This is a genomic window from Mesorhizobium sp. M1A.F.Ca.IN.022.07.1.1 (assembly GCF_003997575.1).
In the GTDB taxonomy this organism is placed as follows: Bacteria; Pseudomonadota; Alphaproteobacteria; order Rhizobiales; family Rhizobiaceae; genus Mesorhizobium.
On sequence record NZ_RZST01000032.1, the window covers coordinates 1 to 15,942 of the forward strand.

Annotated in this window: 16 protein-coding genes; 10 read left to right on the plus strand and 6 right to left on the minus strand. The window is 64.1% G+C overall.

The genetic code is table 11. The features are described 5' to 3' along the window. A partial coding sequence (locus EOA75_RS06415) for an ABC transporter substrate-binding protein (protein ID WP_245466580.1) occupies window positions 1-661 on the minus strand: 661 nt, incomplete at its 3' end. Window positions 662-770: 109 nt separating this feature from the next. After that, a complete protein-coding gene (locus EOA75_RS06420; protein ID WP_127323887.1) occupies window positions 771-2,237 on the minus strand; it encodes an alpha-glucosidase/alpha-galactosidase in 1,467 nt (488 codons plus the stop codon). 251 nt (window positions 2,238-2,488) lie between these two features. Here EOA75_RS06420 and EOA75_RS06425 point away from each other — a divergent pair, with 251 nt between their 5' ends. Further along, window positions 2,489-3,331, plus strand: coding sequence for an AraC family transcriptional regulator (locus EOA75_RS06425; protein WP_127323888.1), 843 nt, complete (start codon window positions 2,489-2,491; stop codon window positions 3,329-3,331). A gap of 12 nt (window positions 3,332-3,343) precedes the next feature. Here EOA75_RS06425 and EOA75_RS06430 read toward each other — a convergent pair whose 3' ends face one another. Next, window positions 3,344-4,504: a glycoside hydrolase family 25 protein gene (locus EOA75_RS06430; RefSeq protein ID WP_127323889.1), complete on the minus strand. Its 1,161-nt coding sequence runs from the start codon at window positions 4,502-4,504 to the stop codon at window positions 3,344-3,346. A 251-nt stretch (window positions 4,505-4,755) separates the two neighbouring features. On the opposite strand from EOA75_RS06430, the gene EOA75_RS06435 reads away from it, so the two are divergent. Further along, window positions 4,756-6,522, plus strand: coding sequence for an acyl-CoA dehydrogenase family protein (locus EOA75_RS06435; protein ID WP_127323890.1), 1,767 nt, complete (start codon window positions 4,756-4,758; stop codon window positions 6,520-6,522). Between the two features lie 27 nt (window positions 6,523-6,549). Beyond that, window positions 6,550-7,302 (plus strand): crotonase/enoyl-CoA hydratase family protein, encoded by a 753-nt coding sequence (locus EOA75_RS06440; RefSeq protein ID WP_127323891.1) that lies wholly within the window; start codon window positions 6,550-6,552, stop codon window positions 7,300-7,302. Window positions 7,303-7,322: 20 nt separating this feature from the next. On the opposite strand, the gene pdxH is transcribed toward EOA75_RS06440, so the two are convergent. Continuing rightward, window positions 7,323-7,940, minus strand: a complete 618-nt coding sequence (gene pdxH / locus EOA75_RS06445; protein WP_127323892.1) for a pyridoxamine 5'-phosphate oxidase — start codon at window positions 7,938-7,940, stop codon at window positions 7,323-7,325. 40 nt (window positions 7,941-7,980) lie between these two features. Here pdxH and EOA75_RS06450 point away from each other — a divergent pair, with 40 nt between their 5' ends. The 4 genes from EOA75_RS06450 to EOA75_RS06465 all read left to right on the plus strand — a co-directional run bounded on the left by EOA75_RS06450 (window position 7,981) and on the right by EOA75_RS06465 (window position 11,036). Further along, on the plus strand, window positions 7,981-8,445 hold the full coding sequence (locus EOA75_RS06450) for an RT0821/Lpp0805 family surface protein (protein ID WP_067327836.1): 465 nt from the start codon (window positions 7,981-7,983) through the stop codon (window positions 8,443-8,445). Window positions 8,446-8,544: 99 nt separating this feature from the next. Further along, window positions 8,545-9,471: a DnaJ C-terminal domain-containing protein gene (locus tag EOA75_RS06455; RefSeq protein WP_066998086.1), complete on the plus strand. Its 927-nt coding sequence runs from the start codon at window positions 8,545-8,547 to the stop codon at window positions 9,469-9,471. A 107-nt stretch (window positions 9,472-9,578) separates the two neighbouring features. Next, a complete protein-coding gene (gene fabI / locus EOA75_RS06460; protein WP_067327837.1) occupies window positions 9,579-10,397 on the plus strand; it encodes an enoyl-ACP reductase FabI in 819 nt (272 codons plus the stop codon). Between the two features lie 51 nt (window positions 10,398-10,448). After that, window positions 10,449-11,036: a histidine phosphatase family protein gene (locus tag EOA75_RS06465; RefSeq protein WP_127323893.1), complete on the plus strand. Its 588-nt coding sequence runs from the start codon at window positions 10,449-10,451 to the stop codon at window positions 11,034-11,036. A gap of 206 nt (window positions 11,037-11,242) precedes the next feature. On the opposite strand, the gene EOA75_RS06470 is transcribed toward EOA75_RS06465, so the two are convergent. Continuing rightward, the gene (locus tag EOA75_RS06470; protein ID WP_066998075.1) at window positions 11,243-11,500 is read right to left on the minus strand and encodes a DUF1344 domain-containing protein; all 258 of its coding nucleotides are present in this window, start codon (window positions 11,498-11,500) and stop codon (window positions 11,243-11,245) included. 212 nt (window positions 11,501-11,712) lie between these two features. Between EOA75_RS06470 and aroC the strand changes: the two genes are divergently transcribed. The 3 genes from aroC to EOA75_RS06485 all read left to right on the plus strand — a co-directional run bounded on the left by aroC (window position 11,713) and on the right by EOA75_RS06485 (window position 14,592). Next, a complete protein-coding gene (gene aroC / locus EOA75_RS06475; protein WP_127323894.1) occupies window positions 11,713-12,822 on the plus strand; it encodes a chorismate synthase in 1,110 nt (369 codons plus the stop codon). A 101-nt stretch (window positions 12,823-12,923) separates the two neighbouring features. Further along, entirely contained in the window at window positions 12,924-14,024 is a 1,101-nt protein-coding gene (gene ribB / locus EOA75_RS06480) for a 3,4-dihydroxy-2-butanone-4-phosphate synthase (protein WP_127323895.1), read from the plus strand. Between the two features lie 31 nt (window positions 14,025-14,055). Next, window positions 14,056-14,592 carry a GNAT family N-acetyltransferase gene (locus tag EOA75_RS06485; RefSeq protein ID WP_095800306.1) on the plus strand — a complete coding sequence of 179 codons (537 nt, stop codon included), beginning with the start codon at window positions 14,056-14,058 and terminating at the stop codon, window positions 14,590-14,592. Window positions 14,593-14,617: 25 nt separating this feature from the next. On the opposite strand, the gene EOA75_RS06490 is transcribed toward EOA75_RS06485, so the two are convergent. Then, complete coding sequence (locus EOA75_RS06490; protein WP_127323896.1) at window positions 14,618-15,841, minus strand: MFS transporter; 1,224 nt, start codon at window positions 15,839-15,841, stop codon at window positions 14,618-14,620. Window positions 15,842-15,942 lie beyond the last annotated feature (101 nt).

Genomic DNA, 15,942 nt, shown 5'->3' on the forward strand with positions numbered 1-15,942 from the left:
CACCATGCATCTCGTCGAAGGCGCCAAATGGTCGGACGGCGTGCCCTTCAACGCCGACGACGTCATGTTCTACTGGGACGACGAGGTCGTCGGCGTTGAAGGGCACGCCGTCCGACCATTTGGCGCCTTCGACGAGATGCATGGTGAGCTTGTGGCCGTCTTTCGACCACTCCCAGCTCTTGGCAAGGTTCGGCAGCGGCTCGGTGTCCTTGGCATCGACCTGGAACAGCGGCGCGGTGCGTGTCAGGCATTCGGAAAGCGCGATGTCGATGCCGCCCCAGCCTTGCGTCTGGCCGGCACCGTAGTTCCAGCCTTCCGGCCTGCCGCCGATGACATGGCGCATCGTGTCACCATAGACGCCGATGCCGTCCGGCATGTTGGCGGTCTTGAAGACCAGCGGTTCCTTGGGCAGCCTGTCCTTGAGCGGCGGCAGCTTGCCGGTCTTGACGTATTTCTCCGTCACCCAGTCCGGCTCGTGATATTCGGGCAGCGCCTTGAACTCCAGGATGGAGTCGCGCGCCACATAATGGATCTTGCCCTCGGCCGGGAATGTCGCCGGCTCGGGCGGGATCGTCGGTTCAGAAGCGAAAGCGGTGAGCACCGGAATAGAAACGCCGAGCGCCAGTCCGGCGGCAATGCCAATTCTATGTAAGTTTCTCATTGTCTCCTCCCAGATGTTTTGAACGTCTGCTGCTTGCCCGCCGCTTGATCTTTATTTTGGGGGCCGTTTTCGGCTGATCTGCCTCCTGCAGGTCCGCCTGCCCGAAATCTCAGCCGGCCTGTTTCAGTCCCGCCTTTTCGGCGCGCAGTTCCTCGATCGAGCGCACGTTGCGCCGCGCCGCGCCCGCCCATTCGCGGGTCTTGACCTTCGACTTCGCAAGCCGCTCCTTTGCCGCCGGCACAGCATCGGCATATTGCGGCAGCCAGGCGGCCTGGGCGACGACCATCTCGTCCACCATCTGCCAGACCTCCTCCGGCGTCGACACCGCGCCGACCAGCGGATCGTGCAGCATGGCGAGCTTCAAGAGATCGATGTCGCCGGCGATCGCGGCATGCACCGACATGCGCTGGACGTTGATCGATGACATGCACGTGGCGGCGCATGCCTCCGGCAGTGTGATGCCGGCGGCCGTGTTGATGCCGAAGCGATCGACGAAGCCGGGCGACTCGATGATGGCGTCCTGCGGCAGGTTGGTGATCACGCCGTTGTTCTTGACGTTGAAATGGCCGCGGTAGACGCGGTTTGTTTCCAGCGCCTCGAGGATGTGGCTGGCATGCTCGTTGGAGCGTTTGGCCGGGTCGATCGGCTTCGAAGCCGCTTCGAGGAACTGCGGATACTCGGTCTCGAACCAATTGCGGGTCTCGGTCGAGTAGCGCAGATAGCCGCCGGTCTCGCCATGGATCCAGTCCGACATGTCGATCCAGCGTGTGATCTCGTCGGGGCGTTTGCGGTACCACGGCAGGTATTCGGACAGATGCCCGTTGCTTTCGGTCGAATAGACGCCGAAGCGCTTCAGCACGTCGATGCGCAGCTTCTCCTGCTTCGAATAGACCGGGTGCGCTTCGAAGGCGGCGACCAACTCGTCCTTGCCGATCGCGCGGCCGTTCAGTCTGAGCTCGATGAACCAGGTTTGGTGGTTGATGCCGGAGCAGACATAGTCGAGCTCCCTGGGCGATTTCGCGCCGAGCACCTCGGCGATCTGTTCGGCGCCGTGCTGCACGCCGTGGCAGAGCCCGACCGTGTCAACCTTGCCGTATTCGATCGCGGCCCAGGTGTTCATCGCCATCGGGTTGGCGTAGTTCAGGAACTTGGCGTCGGTCTCGGCTACCTCGCGGATGTCCTTGCAGAAGTCGAGGATCACCGGGATGTTGCGCTGGCCGTAGAGGATGCCGCCGGCGCAGATCGTGTCGCCGACGCATTGGTCGATGCCGTATTTCAGCGGGATGCGGATGTCGTCGGCATAGGCTTCGAGGCCGCCGACGCGCACGCAGCTGATGATGTAGCGCGCGCCTTCCAGCGCCTTGCGGCGGTCGGTCGTCGCCGTCACTTTGGTCGGCAGCCCGTTTGCTTCCACGATCCGATCGAGGATCGCCTGGATCATCCCGAGATTGTGCTCGCTGATGTCGGTCAGCGCGAATTCGATGTCCTTGAATTCGGGCACGCAGAGAATGTCGGTGAACAGCTTCTTGGTGAAGCCGACGCTGCCGGCGCCAATAATAGCGGTTTTGAAGCTCATCACCTTCACCTCGATCCAATCGAATGTTAGGCAAGGAGCAGCAAGGGAGGGTATGGCCGCGCGCCGGCAGGCGCGCTCGCCATGTGGAGCCGGAAATCCAGCTCTTTCTCCTCCCGCCCGCTCCTCGACCGCGGGTCTTTCCCGTTCTTGAGTGAGCCGGATTATGCGCTTATTCGCCAGCGCGGCCAGAGAAGGATTATGCTTTCGAGGGTAATTTTGTGCTGCAGGATCTGATCGCCAATGGAAAGCTAATGCGCACGATTTCGCTGCCGCGCGGGCGCCAGCGCCTGCACGCCATGCCGACCAGCACCGGCTACGAGGTGCGCGAGGACGAGACTTACGACTGGGACGGGCGAAAGCGCGGCCAGACCCCGTTTACCGTGCTCCAGCATACGATCAGCGGCACCGGGCAATTGCGCTACGAAAGCCGCAATTACCGCCTGCAGGCGAGCGATACGCTGTTGGTGCTGGTGCCGCACAACCATCGCTACTGGCTGGCCAAGGGCGACCGCTGGGAATATTTCTGGATCTCGATGAACGGCGAGGAGGCGCTGCGCGTCCACAAGTCGATCCTCAGCGTCTCAGGTCCCGTGTTCCGGCTGCAGCCGGCGACCATCGATCACCTTGCCGATTGCAGCCTGCGCCTGATCAAGGGCGCCGCCTCGCCGGGCGCGGCCTCGGCGATCGCCTATGAGGCGGCGATGGCGCTTTACGACGATGTCTTCGGCTCGCACGCCTTCGCCGAAAAGCAGAGCACCATGCAGCCAGTCATCGATCACATAAGCGCCAATCTCGACAAGCCGCTGCCGGTGGCGGAACTGGTCGAAATCAGCGGCCTCAGCCGCGCCCATTTCTCGCGCTGCTTCGCCGAGAGCGAAGGATTGCCGCCGGCCGAATTCGTCCTGCAGCAGCGGCTGCAGCGCGCCGCCAAGCTGCTGACCAAGACCGATTTCCTGCCGGTCAAGGAAGTCGCTGTTCTGTGCGGTTTCGACGACCCCAACTATTTTTCCAAGGTGTTTCGCCGCTGCTACGGCATCACGCCCACACAGTTCCGCACCACCGGCATGTATGCCAGCCTGGGCAATCATCGTTGACGCTGCCGTTGACTACTGCCTGCGGTGGTCGAGCGTCGTCGATGCGGTGCTGACCGGATCGGCGGCCGCGAAGGCGGCGTCGAGCTGTTCGGGCGTGCGCTGTCCGGCTCGTTTCCAGGCGACATACTGCACGATGCCGAAGCTCGGGCGCTGCGGCACGGTCTTGACCACCGGCATGCGGAATCCGTCGCGGAATTTCTCCCAGCGCGCGCCGAGCACCGCGATCATTTCCTCGATGGTCGGCGGCGTCGCCACATCGGCATAGGTGATGGTGACCTTGCCGGCGAGGCCCGCTTCGCGCGGGATCGGCACCGGGATCGAGGCGAGGTAATCCGCCGGCACGTCGATCAGGCCGCCAAAGGCCCATTGCTGGCGCAACGCATCGGCTTTCATCGGCGCGACGCTGACGTCGATGTCGTTGGGCGTGCCCGGCACGCGATAGGGGCAGCTGAAGCGGCCGCAATTCGCCTTTGCCGCGAACTGCCAGAGCGCGTAACCCTGCCAGTTGCCCATCGGGAAATGCACGTCGATGTCCGGCTTGTAGCGCGCATACCAGAGCGGCAACCGCGACAACAGCCGGTAGGTGTAACGGTTGTCGGCGATGTACTGGGCGGTCTTGCCGTTCGAGTAGAGCACCGGGAAGCGGCCGAGGCGGCGATGCACCTGGCGCACGAATTCTTCCGCATCCTCGAGCGACATCCATTGCGTGGGGTCGATGCCCTCGATGTCGAGGGCAATGAGATCGTCCGGCGCCGGCTCGGCGAAATCGATGAAATTGTTGGCTTGCTCGACCGGATTGCCGGGGCGGGCGAGGTGATAGGCGCCCCACTTCAGGCCGAGCGCCTTCGCCACCACCTTGCGTGTCTGGAAAAGCTCGCGCGTCACCGCATGGCGCTTCCACAGCGCCTTGCAGAGCTTCACCTCTGTCTCGTCGCCGAAGCAGAAATAGGGCGGCGGCAGCCCGTCGGACGCCTTGTTGATGAAGCCGACAATGCGCTTGTCGGTGGCAAGCTCAGCCCAATCGATGGAGTTATATTCGTAGGCGTCGATCACCAGCGCGCGGTCGGCATTCTTCCACGGCTCGGAGAAATCCGAGGCCTTTGCCGCCGTGCCCAGCGCAACCGCAGCCGCGAGAAGCGCCAGGCGGCGAAGAGGGCGCGCCGGCTTTTTCAAATCAGGGTGTCCCCACTGACCAGACGACGATCCTGAACCGCTATGGTTAAGGAAGTGCTGTCAAACCGCGAGGTGTTCAGCGCCGGAACAGCGACTGAACCTCTCCGGCCGTGGATGACGGAGTCAACGCTTGCAAAATCCGCGTGTTTGACGTTTACGTAAAAAGAAGGACGCAGGCCAACCCCAAGAATGAATGGCCTCGCTTCGGCTACGCGACTGCGGTTGGCCGCACTGGAGGAGAAGCAGCAAACATGTATCGCGCACCGGTCGAGGACATCGCCTTCACGCTGAAGCAGGTGGCCGGCCTGAAGCCGGCGCTGGACGCCGGCACCTTCGGCGACCTCGGCGAGGACCTGGTCGACGCGATCCTGGCCGAGGCCGGGCGCTTCGCCAGCGAGGAGGTTGCGCCGCTCTACAAGATCGGCGACGAGCATGGCGCGGTGCTTGTGGATGCCGCCGTCACCACGCCGCCGGGCTGGAAGGAGCTTTACCGGCGCTGGATCGAAGGCGGCTGGAACGCGCTGTCCGGGCCGGCCGAATATGGCGGCCAGGGCCTGCCCACCATGCTTGGCGTCGCCGCGCTCGAAATGTGGAACTCCGCCGCCATGGCCTTCGGCATCGGTCCGACGCTCACCATGGGCGCGGTCGAGGCGCTCGACAAGCACGCCTCCGAGGCGCTGAAGGCCAAATACCTCGCCAAGCTCGTCTCGGGCGAGTGGATGGGCACGATGAACCTGACCGAGCCGCAGGCCGGCTCGGACCTCGCCGCTTTGCGCACCCGTGCCGAGCCTGCCGGCGACGGCACCTACCGCATCTTCGGCCAGAAGATATTCATCACCTATGGCGAGCACGATTTCACCGACAACATCGTGCATCTGGTGCTGGCGAGGCTGCCCGACGCGCCCGCCGGCACGCGCGGCATCTCGCTCTTCCTGGTGCCGAAGTTCCTGGTCGATGACGATGGCTCGCTCGGCGCCCGCAACGACGTCTTCTGTTCCGGCCTCGAGCACAAGCTCGGCATCCATGCATCGCCGACCTGCACCATGATCTATGGCGACGGTTTTGAGGGCATGAGGCCCGGCGCCATCGGCTGGCTGGTCGGCGAGGAGAACAAAGGGTTGGCCTGCATGTTCACGATGATGAACAACGCTCGTCTCGCGGTGGGCATGCAGGGCGTTGCGGTGGCCGAAACCGCCACGCAGAAGGCGATCGCCTATGCCAATGAGCGCCGGCAGGGCAAGGCATCTGATTATTCAGGGTCCGGCATGGCGCCGATCGTCCGTCACCCGGACGTGCAGCGCAATCTTCTCACCATGCAGGCGCTGACGCAGATCGCGCGTGCTATCGCCTATACCTGTGCGCACGCCATCGACCGTGCCCGTGTCGCCGAGGGCGAGGCCGCCGCCAACTGGCGCGACCGCGCCAATCTCTTGACGCCGCTGGCAAAAGCCTTTTCGACCGATGTCGGCGTCGAGGTCGCTTCGCTGGGGATCCAGGTGCATGGCGGCATGGGCTTCATCGAGGAGACGGGCGCGGCGGCGCTCTATCGCGACGCCCGCATCGCGCCGATCTATGAAGGCACCAACGGCATCCAGGCGATCGACCTCGTCTCGCGAAAACTGCCGCTCGGCGGCGGCGAGCACGTGCATCGCTATATCGGCGAATTGAAAGCGATGGCCGATGCGGTGCGCACCTCCAACATCGAGGGTTTTGGCCGCACCGCCGACAATCTCGATCGGGCGCTTGCCGATCTCGACGAGGCGACGCGCTTCTTGCAAAGGCTGATGGCCGACGGCAAGGCCGATGCCGCGATGGCCGGCGCCACACCCTATCTGCGCCTGATCTCGCTCGCCGCCGGCGGCGCTTATCTGGCGCAAGGCGGCCTCGCCGACCGCGGCCGCGTTGCGCTATGCCGCTTCTTTGCCGAAAACCTCCTAGGCGAGACGCGCGCGCTCAAGGAGCGCGTCATCGACGGCGCCGAAAGCCTCGCCGCCGCCGGCAAGGCGCTGATCGCCTGAACAGCCAGTCAGCCGAAGGAACCGATCGTGACCGACCATATCCTCATCGAGCGCCGGGGCGCCGTGCAGATCATCCGCATGAACCGGCCTGAGAAGAAGAATGCGCTGACACGTGCCATGTACGCGAAAATGTCGGCCGCCCTTTCTGAAGGTGATGCCGATCCGACGGTTCGCGTCCATGTCTTTCTCGGCGTGCCCGGTGCCTTTTCCGCCGGCAACGATCTTGCGGATTTCCTGGTGATCGCCACCGGCGGCGAGGGCGGGAATGAGGTGTGGGATTTCCTGATGGCGCTGGCCAAGGCGGAGAAGCCGATGGTCTCGGGTGTCGATGGCATAGCGGTGGGCATCGGCACCACGCTCAATCTGCATTGCGACCTGACCTTCGCCACGCCGCGAACGCTCTTCCGCACGCCCTTCGTCGACCTCGGCCTCGTGCCCGAGGCCGGCTCGAGCCTGCTCGCGCCGCAGGTCCTCGGCCGCCAGGGCGCCTTCGCGCTGCTCGGTCTCGGCGAAGGTTTTTCGGCTGAGCGCGCCAAGGCCGCCGGCCTGATCTACGATGTGGTCGCGGAAGACGAGCTGGAAGGCGCGGTGCTGGCTGCGGCGGCCGAGATCGCCGCCAAGCCGCCGCAGGCGCTTAAGATTGCCCGCGATCTGATGCGTGAGCCGCGCAAGGAAATCGTCGCCCGCATCAAGGTCGAGAGCGAGCATTTCCGCGAGCGGCTGAAGTCCGACGAGGCGCGCGCGGCGTTGACCGCCTTCATGACCCGCAAGAAAGGCTGAACTCTTCGCTCTCGGCGATCTCAGGGGTAGAGCCGCGTCTTGTCCCAGCCGCCGGCGTCGTTTCTCGAGAACACGATGCGGTCATGCAGCCGGAACGGGCGGTCGTGCCAGAACTCGATCGTCTGCGGCAGGATGCAGAAGCCCGACCAGTGTTTCGGCCGGGGGATTTCGCCGATCGCATAGCGCGCCGTGTATTCGGCCACCGCCTTCTCCAGCGCGAAACGGCTTTCCAGCGGCCGCGACTGTTTGGAGGCCCAGGCGCCGATGCGGCTGCCGCGCGGCCGCGTCGCATAATAGGCGTCAGCCTCGGCGTCGCTGACGATCTCCACCGGCCCGCGCACGCGCACCTGGCGGCGCAGCGATTTCCAGTGGAAGCACATCGCCGCCTTCATGCTGCCAAGAATCTCGCGGCCCTTGGCGCTCTCGAAATTCGTGTAGAAGACAAATCCCCTTTCGTCGAACCCCTTGAGCAGCACCATCCGCACATCCGGCATGCCGTCGGCGTCGACGGTTGCCAACGCAACGCCGTTGGGGTCGTTGATCTCGCTCTTGACGGCGTCGTCCAGCCACTCGGCAAACAGCCGGAACGGCTCCAAAGCCTCGGCGAAGTCACCGCTTGTTAACTCGCTTTCGTTCATAGTTTTCCAAATTTTTAACGTTGCGGGAGGAGTTCGCCGATTGTCGCGTATCGCGCAAGCTTTTGACAGCGGGCAATGGAGCGTTATTGCTTCGGCCAGCGCCAAGGCTGCGTTGCTGACATTGGCGCTTCCGCTCGCGGCCTGTGGCGCCGGCGGCTTCAGCCTCGAGAAGGCGGAGGTTGACCGCTCGATCATCACCTCCAGCGCGCCGTCCGCGCCCGCCGTGCCGGCAAGCAGCGACAACGACTCGGACCAGACCACGATCGGCAATGCGGTGTCTTCCGCCGACATCCAGGAGCTCGGCGGCCAGGCGGTGCCATGGGCCAATGCCGGCACCGGCTCCCGTGGCTCGATCACCGAGCTGGTGGAACTCAAGGATGGCGGCTTGACCTGCCGACGCTTCAACGCGACGCGGGAAAGTTTCGACGGCGTCGCCATGTACCAGGGCGAGCTCTGCATTGCCGACGCCGGAGGCTGGCGCATGCAGGAGTTCAAGGCGCTCTAATTTCAATCGCCATCGGCATCTTGCACTACTGGAATTTCTTCCTATGCGAGCGCATATAGAAGGCAACTGTGGACCCAATCTCTCTTTCAGGCAGGAAGCATGCGCGACCCCTATGAGGTGCTGGGCGTTGCCAAGAACGCCTCGGCCAAGGAAATAAAATCGGCGTACCGCAAGCTCGCCAAGCAGCATCATCCGGACCAGAATCCGAATGATCCGAAGGCGAAAGAGCGTTTTGCGGCCGCCAACCAGGCCTATGAGATCGTCGGCGACGAGAAGCGCCGCGCAGCTTACGATCGCGGCGAGATCGACGCCGACGGCAAGCCGAGATTCCAGGGCTTCGAGGGCGCGGCCGGTGGCGATCCGTTTGCCGGATTCCGCCGTCAGCAGGGCCCCGGCGGGGCGCATTTCGAATTCCGCACCGGTCGTCCGGGCGGCGATCCTTTCGACGGCAACAGCGACATCTTCAGCCAGATCTTCGGCGAGGCCTTTTCGGGTGGGCGCGGTCCAGGCCGTGGCGACCGTCGCCAGCCGGTCCAGGCGCCTGACCTCAATGTCACGCTGGACATCACCGTCGAAGAGGCCGCCACCGCGGAGAAGGTGACGGCGATGTTCCCTGACGGCCGCAAGATGGCGGTCAAGCTTCCCACCTATGTCGAGGAGGGCCAGACCATCCGCCTGAAGGGTCAGGGCGAGCAGGGGCCCGGCCAGCCGGGCGACGCGCTGGTCAAGATCCACATTCGCCGCCATCCGCGCTATCGCATCGAGGGCCGCGACCTGCATGTCGACCTGCCTATCGAACTCGCCGACGCGGTGCTCGGCGCCAAGGTGGCCGTCGAGACGCCGACCGGCAAGCTCGCGGTCAACGTTCCCGCATGGTCGAGCTCGGACAAGGTGTTGCGCCTCAAGGGCAGGGGCCTGCCGGAAAAAGTAGGTGGCCATGGCGATCTCTACGCCCATGTGCGGCTGATGCTGCCGGAGGGTGGAGACGCCGATCTCGAAGCCCTGATGCGTAAGCGGAAAGGCTGATCGAAGCAGTTTTCTCCTCAAGCCAGTCTGTTTTCGACGCTTGAAGGGGCCCTGTGCCTGTGCGATAGGGCTCCACAAAGCAGACATTCTTGCGGAGAATTGCGCACATGGCGGGTGGACAGGGCCTGATGGCCGGTAAGCGAGGCCTCATCCTTGGCGTCGCAAACAATCGGTCGATCGCTTTCGGCATCGCCAAGGCTTGCGTCGATCACGGCGCCGAAATCGCGCTGACCTATCAGGGCGAGGCGTTCAAGAAGCGCGTCGAGCCGCTGGCGGCGGAACTCAACGCGCATGTCGCCGGCCATTGCGACGTGACCGATCCGGAAAGCCTGGACGCAGTCTTTGCCGACATCGCCAAGCACTGGGGCAAGCTCGACTTCCTCGTCCATGCCATCGCCTTCTCGGACAAGGACGAGCTGACCGGCCGTTATGTCGAGACGACGCGCGATAATTTCCTGCGCACCATGGATATTTCGGTGTTTTCCTTCACCACCATCGCCAAGCGCGCCGAGCCGCTGATGAGCGAAGGCGGCTCGCTGCTGACGCTGACTTATTACGGCGCCGAGAAGGTTATGCCTCACTACAACGTCATGGGCGTCGCCAAGGCGGCGCTCGAGGCCAGCGTGCGCTATCTGGCCGTCGACCTCGGCTCCAAGAAGATCCGCGTCAACGCCATCTCGGCCGGCCCGATCAAGACCCTTGCCGCCTCCGGCATCGGCGACTTCCGCTACATCCTCAAATGGAACGAGTACAACGCGCCGCTCAAGCAGACGGTGACGCAGGAAGAGGTCGGCGATTCCGGCGTCTACTTCCTGTCGGACCTGTCGCGCGGCGTGACCGGCGAGGTCCATCACGTCGATTCCGGCTACCATGTCGTCGGCATGAAGGCGGTCGACGCGCCCGACATCTCGACCGTCAAGGACTAGTTCTCTCCGCCTGTCTATCGTCCAGGCCCTGGCCCGACCTCCGGAGACCTGATGTATCCGCTCGTCTACATCGCGCGCCACGGCCAGACGCAGTGGAACGCCGAGGGTCGGCTGCAAGGCCAGGCGGATACCGATATCAACGAACTTGGCCGTGAGCAGGCGACGCAAAACGGCCGACGGTTGGCGGACCTTATCGGAAACGCCGCGGATTTCGATTTTGTCGCCAGCCCGATGAGCCGCACGCGTGAGACGATGGAACTGATGCGCGCGGCGATGGGTCTCGACCCGCTCGCCTATCGCACCGATCCGCGCTTGGTGGAGCTAAGCTTCGGCGACTGGCAGGGTTTCACCTTTGCCGAACTCGAAAAGCGTGTCCCGGGTTCGACCAAAAGCCGCCGCGCCGCGAAGTGGGATTTCCAGCCGCCCGGCGAGGGCGCCGAAAGCTACGAGATGCTGCTCGAGCGGATAAAACCCTGGTTCGACGCGCTTCGCCAGCCGACCGTCTGCGTCACCCATGGCGGGATCATGCGCTGCTTCTTCCGCTTCGTCACCGGCATTTCCAAGCAGGAAGCCGCCAGCCTCGACGTACCGCAGGACCGCCTGCTACGGCTCGAGGGCCGCACCCTGGAGTGGCTGTAGGGCCTGCGTTTCAGGCCGTGTGTTGGAGGTCGGCCGAAGGCCTCGAACGTCGCCATCCGGGAATCTGCGTTTGCGTCGCTGCGCCCCTTGCTTCGCTCCAGGATGCCGAAGCGTTCGGCGCTCGGACATTGGCAAAGGTGTCCTCTACCAACGTACTGCTACCAACGTACTGCGCCGTCCGCCAAGACCTCGCGGCGCGGATGATTCTAGTCGCTGTCCGGCAGCTGCATATCGGTCACGACATTCTCGCCATTGGTCACGTCGTAGGCGAGGACGATATCCATGCCGGGCTTCAGCGCGTCGAGATCGGTTTCGGCGTTGAGCTTGTAGGACTTTCCGTCGTCCAGCGTCAGCGTCAGCGTGTCCTTGTCGACCTTCTTGATCAAGCCTTCGGTCTGGCCGGCGAACGCGGCAGCGGTGGAAATGAGCAACATGGCGCAGGCGGCGCCAATCAGGGTACGCATCGTCGTCCTCTTTGGTCATTGCGCCGGCATGAGCAACGGCGGATCCTCAACGGCGGATGGAAGAGAGCAGAAACCAACCGAATGTGTCAAAACTAAATCCTCCAGATCACAGATTGATGCATCCGATCACCGTTTGACCGCTGTGGAAAACGCCAATAGAAGGCACGCTTGAACCGGCGAACCGGGTCCGCGCCGGGCAGGGCGTTTTTTCCATGTCTCACAACACCTTCGGCCATCTTTTCCGCGTCACCACCTGGGGTGAAAGCCATGGCGCCGCTCTTGGCTGCGTTGTCGACGGCTGCCCGCCCGGGATCCGCTTCAAGCGCGAGGACATCCAGGCCGAGCTCGACCGGCGCCGCCCGGGCCAGTCGCGCTTCGTCACCCAGCGCCGCGAGCCGGACGAGGTCAAGATCCTCTCCGGCTTCATCCTCGGCGAGGACGGCGAGACGATGATCACCACCGGCACGCCGATCTCGATGCTGATCGAAAATGTGGATCAGCGCTCCAAGGACTACGGCGAGATCGCGCGCCAGTACCGGCCGGGCCATGCCGATTACACCTATGAGATCAAATATGGGTTGCGCGACCATCGCGGCGGCGGCCGCTCCTCGGCGCGCGAGACGGCAGCCAGAGTGGCGGCCGGCGCACTGGCACGCAAGGTGGTGCCGGGCATGGTGGTGCGCGGCGCGCTGGTCTCGATGGGTGAAAAGTCGATCGATCGCGCCAATTGGAACTGGAGTTTCGTCGGCGATGCGGAAAACCCGTTTTTCACCCCCGACCCGGCCTCGGTTCCGGTCTTTGCCGCCTATCTCGACGGCATTCGCAAGGCCGGCTCGTCGGTCGGCGCGGTGATCGAGATCGTCGCCGAAGGTGTGCCGGCGGGCCTCGGCGCGCCGATCTATGCCAAGCTCGACCAGGACATCGCCTCCGGCCTGATGTCGATCAACGCCGTCAAGGGCGTCGAGATCGGCAACGGCTTCGAAGCCGCCCGCATCACCGGCGAAGAGAATGCCGACGAGATGCGGATCGGCAATGACAGCAAGCCGGTGTTTTTGTCCAACAATGCCGGCGGCATCCTCGGCGGCATCTCGACCGGCCAGGCGATCGTCGCCCGCTTCGCCGTCAAGCCGACCTCCTCGATCCTCACGCCGCGGAAATCGATCGACAAGGACGGCAAGGACGTCGAGGTCATGACCAAGGGCCGCCACGATCCTTGCGTCGGCATCCGCGCCGTGCCGATCGGCGAAGCCATGGTTGCCTGCGCGATCGCGGATCATTATCTGCGGCATAGAGGACAGACGGGAAGGGGAGGAGGGCAGTAAGGCAGTAGGAGAGTATGTTACGTCGCATTCGGCGACGCCAAACTTTTTCCGTTCCCCTACTCCCTTACTGCCCTATTCCCCAAGCGAGCTAGCGAGCGTCCATGCCATACGACCAGAAGAAGATCGTCGAAGCGATCCGCGCTTTCGAGCGCGGCGAGATCGTCGTCGTCATGGACGATGACGGGCGCGAGAACGAGGGCGACCTGATCGTTGCCGCCGTCCACTGCACGCCGGAAAAGATGGCCTTCATCGTCCGCAACACCTCCGGCATCGTCTGCACGCCGATGCTGCGCGAGGACGCAAGGCGGCTGAACCTTGCGCCCATGGTGGCCGACAATGATTCCGCCCACACCACCGCTTTCACCGTCAGCGTCGACTTCAAGCACGGCACCACGACGGGTATTTCGGCGGACGACCGCACGCTCACCGTGCGTAACCTCGCCAATGGCAATGTTGGTGCCTCCGACTTCGTGCGGCCCGGCCACATCTTCCCGCTGATCGCGCGCGAGGGCGGTGTCTTGATGCGCTCGGGTCATACGGAAGCCGCGGTCGACCTCTGCAAGCTCGCCGGGCTGCCGCCGATCGGCGTCATCTCCGAACTGGTCAACGACGACGGCACCGTCAAGCGTGGACCTGAGGTGCAGGCTTTCGCCGCGCAGCACGGGCTGAAGCAGGTTTCGGTCGCCGATCTCATCGCCTATCGCCAGCGCAAGGAAACGCTGGTCGAGCGCGTCGCCTGCTCCGACATTGAGACGCCCGGCGGCAAGGCGCAGGTCTTCACCTACACGCTGCCCTGGGATTCCATGCACCATGTCGCGGTCGTCTTCGGCGACATCCGCGACGGCGAGGAGGTGCCGGTGCGGCTGCATTCGGAAGACGTCGTGACCGACGTCTTCGGCACCAGCCACCGCTTGGACCGTATCATGGAGGCGATGGGCGAGCGCAAGCGTGGCGTCATCGTCTACCTGCGCGAAGGCTCGGTCGGCGTCGCCCATCAGGAGCGCAAGCGGCCCCAGAGCGGCGACCGCGAGGATCACGAAGAGGCGCGCCGGCGCGAGAACGAGTGGCGCGAGATCGGGCTCGGAGCACAGATCCTCAAGGATCTCGGCATTTCCTCGATCAACCTGATCGCCTCGCGCGAGCGCCACTATGTCGGCCTCGAAGGATTCGGCATTCACATCGCCAAAACGGAAATTCTCTGACGTTTCGGCCGACAGGCGGCGGAGAAAAACGATGGCCGCGCCATTGCCTGTCAGCCAGCAGACCGAACGATTGCTGCTGCGCCGGCCCAAACAGGCGGATCTGGAGTTTCTGGCCGATCTTTTTTCGCGCCCCGAACTGGTGGCGCATCGCCCCGACCCGACGCCGGACACGCCGCAGCAGAGCGCTGCAAGGCTCGCTCGCGACATCGATCATTGGGACAGGCACGGATTTGGTCGCTGGGCGGTCGAAGCCAACGAGAGGCTGATCGGCTTCGGCGGTGTCACCTTATCGAGCGATTTCGATGGGCTGAACCTGTCCTATCATCTTCATCCCGAGACCTGGGGGCATGGCTACGCGACGGAACTGGTCCGGGGGACCTTGCACGCGGCTTTCGGCCCCTTGCGCGCCGATCGGGTGATCGCACTGGCGCGTCCCGCCAATCCGGCATCGCGGCGCGTGCTGGAGAAATGCGGCTTCGTCTTCGAGCGGGAGATCATGCTCCATGGCGCGCCGACGGGGCTTTACGCAGTCCCGGCGGCGAAGTTCGTTCAAAAGCAGGACATATAGCCAGCCAGAGCCGGATGCATCGGTATCATCCAGCCGGAGCAATCGCCGCTTCGCATTCATTCGGGTCGCAGTCCGGCGTCGCCAGCCGACACTGGCCGGCGAGCACGGTGACCAAAGCGACTGAGCCTGCCGCCACCGACACCCAGAACCCGTTCTGCGGTCCAAAAGTGTCGACCATCCAGCCGGCGGCGAAGGAGCCTAGCGCCATGCCGATGCCGATCCCGGTGGTCACCCAGGTCACGCCTTCCGTGAGCATTGCCGGCGGCACGTGGCGTTCGATCAGGCCAAAGGCGGTGATGAAGGTCGGCGAGATGGCAACGCCGCTGACGAAGACGGCTAGCGCCAGGGTCGGCACCCTGTCGGCAAAAAGCAGCGGCAGCGTGGTGAGCGCGATGACGGCGACAGCTATCGCGAGTTGGCGTTGCAGCGGCGTGCGCAAACTGAGCGCGCCGACGATGATGCCGAGCACGAAGGATCCCAGTGCATAGACGCCGATGACGAGGCTGGCTGCTTCGGGCTGGCCCAGCTCTTCAGTAATGGCAACGGTGGTGACTTCCGTGGTTGCGAAGGTCGCGCCGACAAAGATCAGCGCGAAGGTGATGATCTGCACCGGCCGCAGGCGGATCGCCGAACCGGCCGCGCCATCCTCGGCCGGGCGAATGGGCGGTTCCGTTGAACGCTGCAGCAGGAATGCCGCCGAGCCGAAGGCGAGCAGCAAGGTGCTCACCACCATCCCGGCTTCCGGGAACAGCGCGGCGCTCAAGCCCACCGACAGCGATGCCCCAGCGACATAGACCAGCTCGTCCGCGGCCGATTCGAAGGCGAAGGCCGTATTGAGCTCGGGGCGGTCGCGAAAAATCTCGGTCCAGCGCGCCCTGACCAGCGCCGGGATGCTGGGCATTAAGGCGGCAAGCAGCGACGATAGGAACAAGGTCCACACCGGCCAGTGCTGGCTGGCCGCGACGATCAAGGTCGCGAAGGCAAGCGCCGAGACAAGTGTCGTCGGCACGGCAATCCGGCTCTGGCCGAGGCGGTCGACCAGCCGCGAGACCTGCGGCGACAGGAAGGCGTTGACCAAAGCGTATGTGGCCGAGACGGCGCCGGCCAGCCAGTACTCGCCATGCGTTTGTGACAGCATCGCCACAATGCCGATCGGCGCCATGGCGATCGGCAGCCGGGCGATGAAGGCTGCCGCGGCGAAGCTCTTCGTGCCAGGAGCCCGAAAGATTTCCGAATATGGGTTTCGCATGGTCCCGTTCCTCGACAAGGGAAAGCGCCGCAATTACATACGCAGCGTATGAATGTCAGATAGTTCATACGTCGCGTATGTCAATTAGCATACGACGCGTA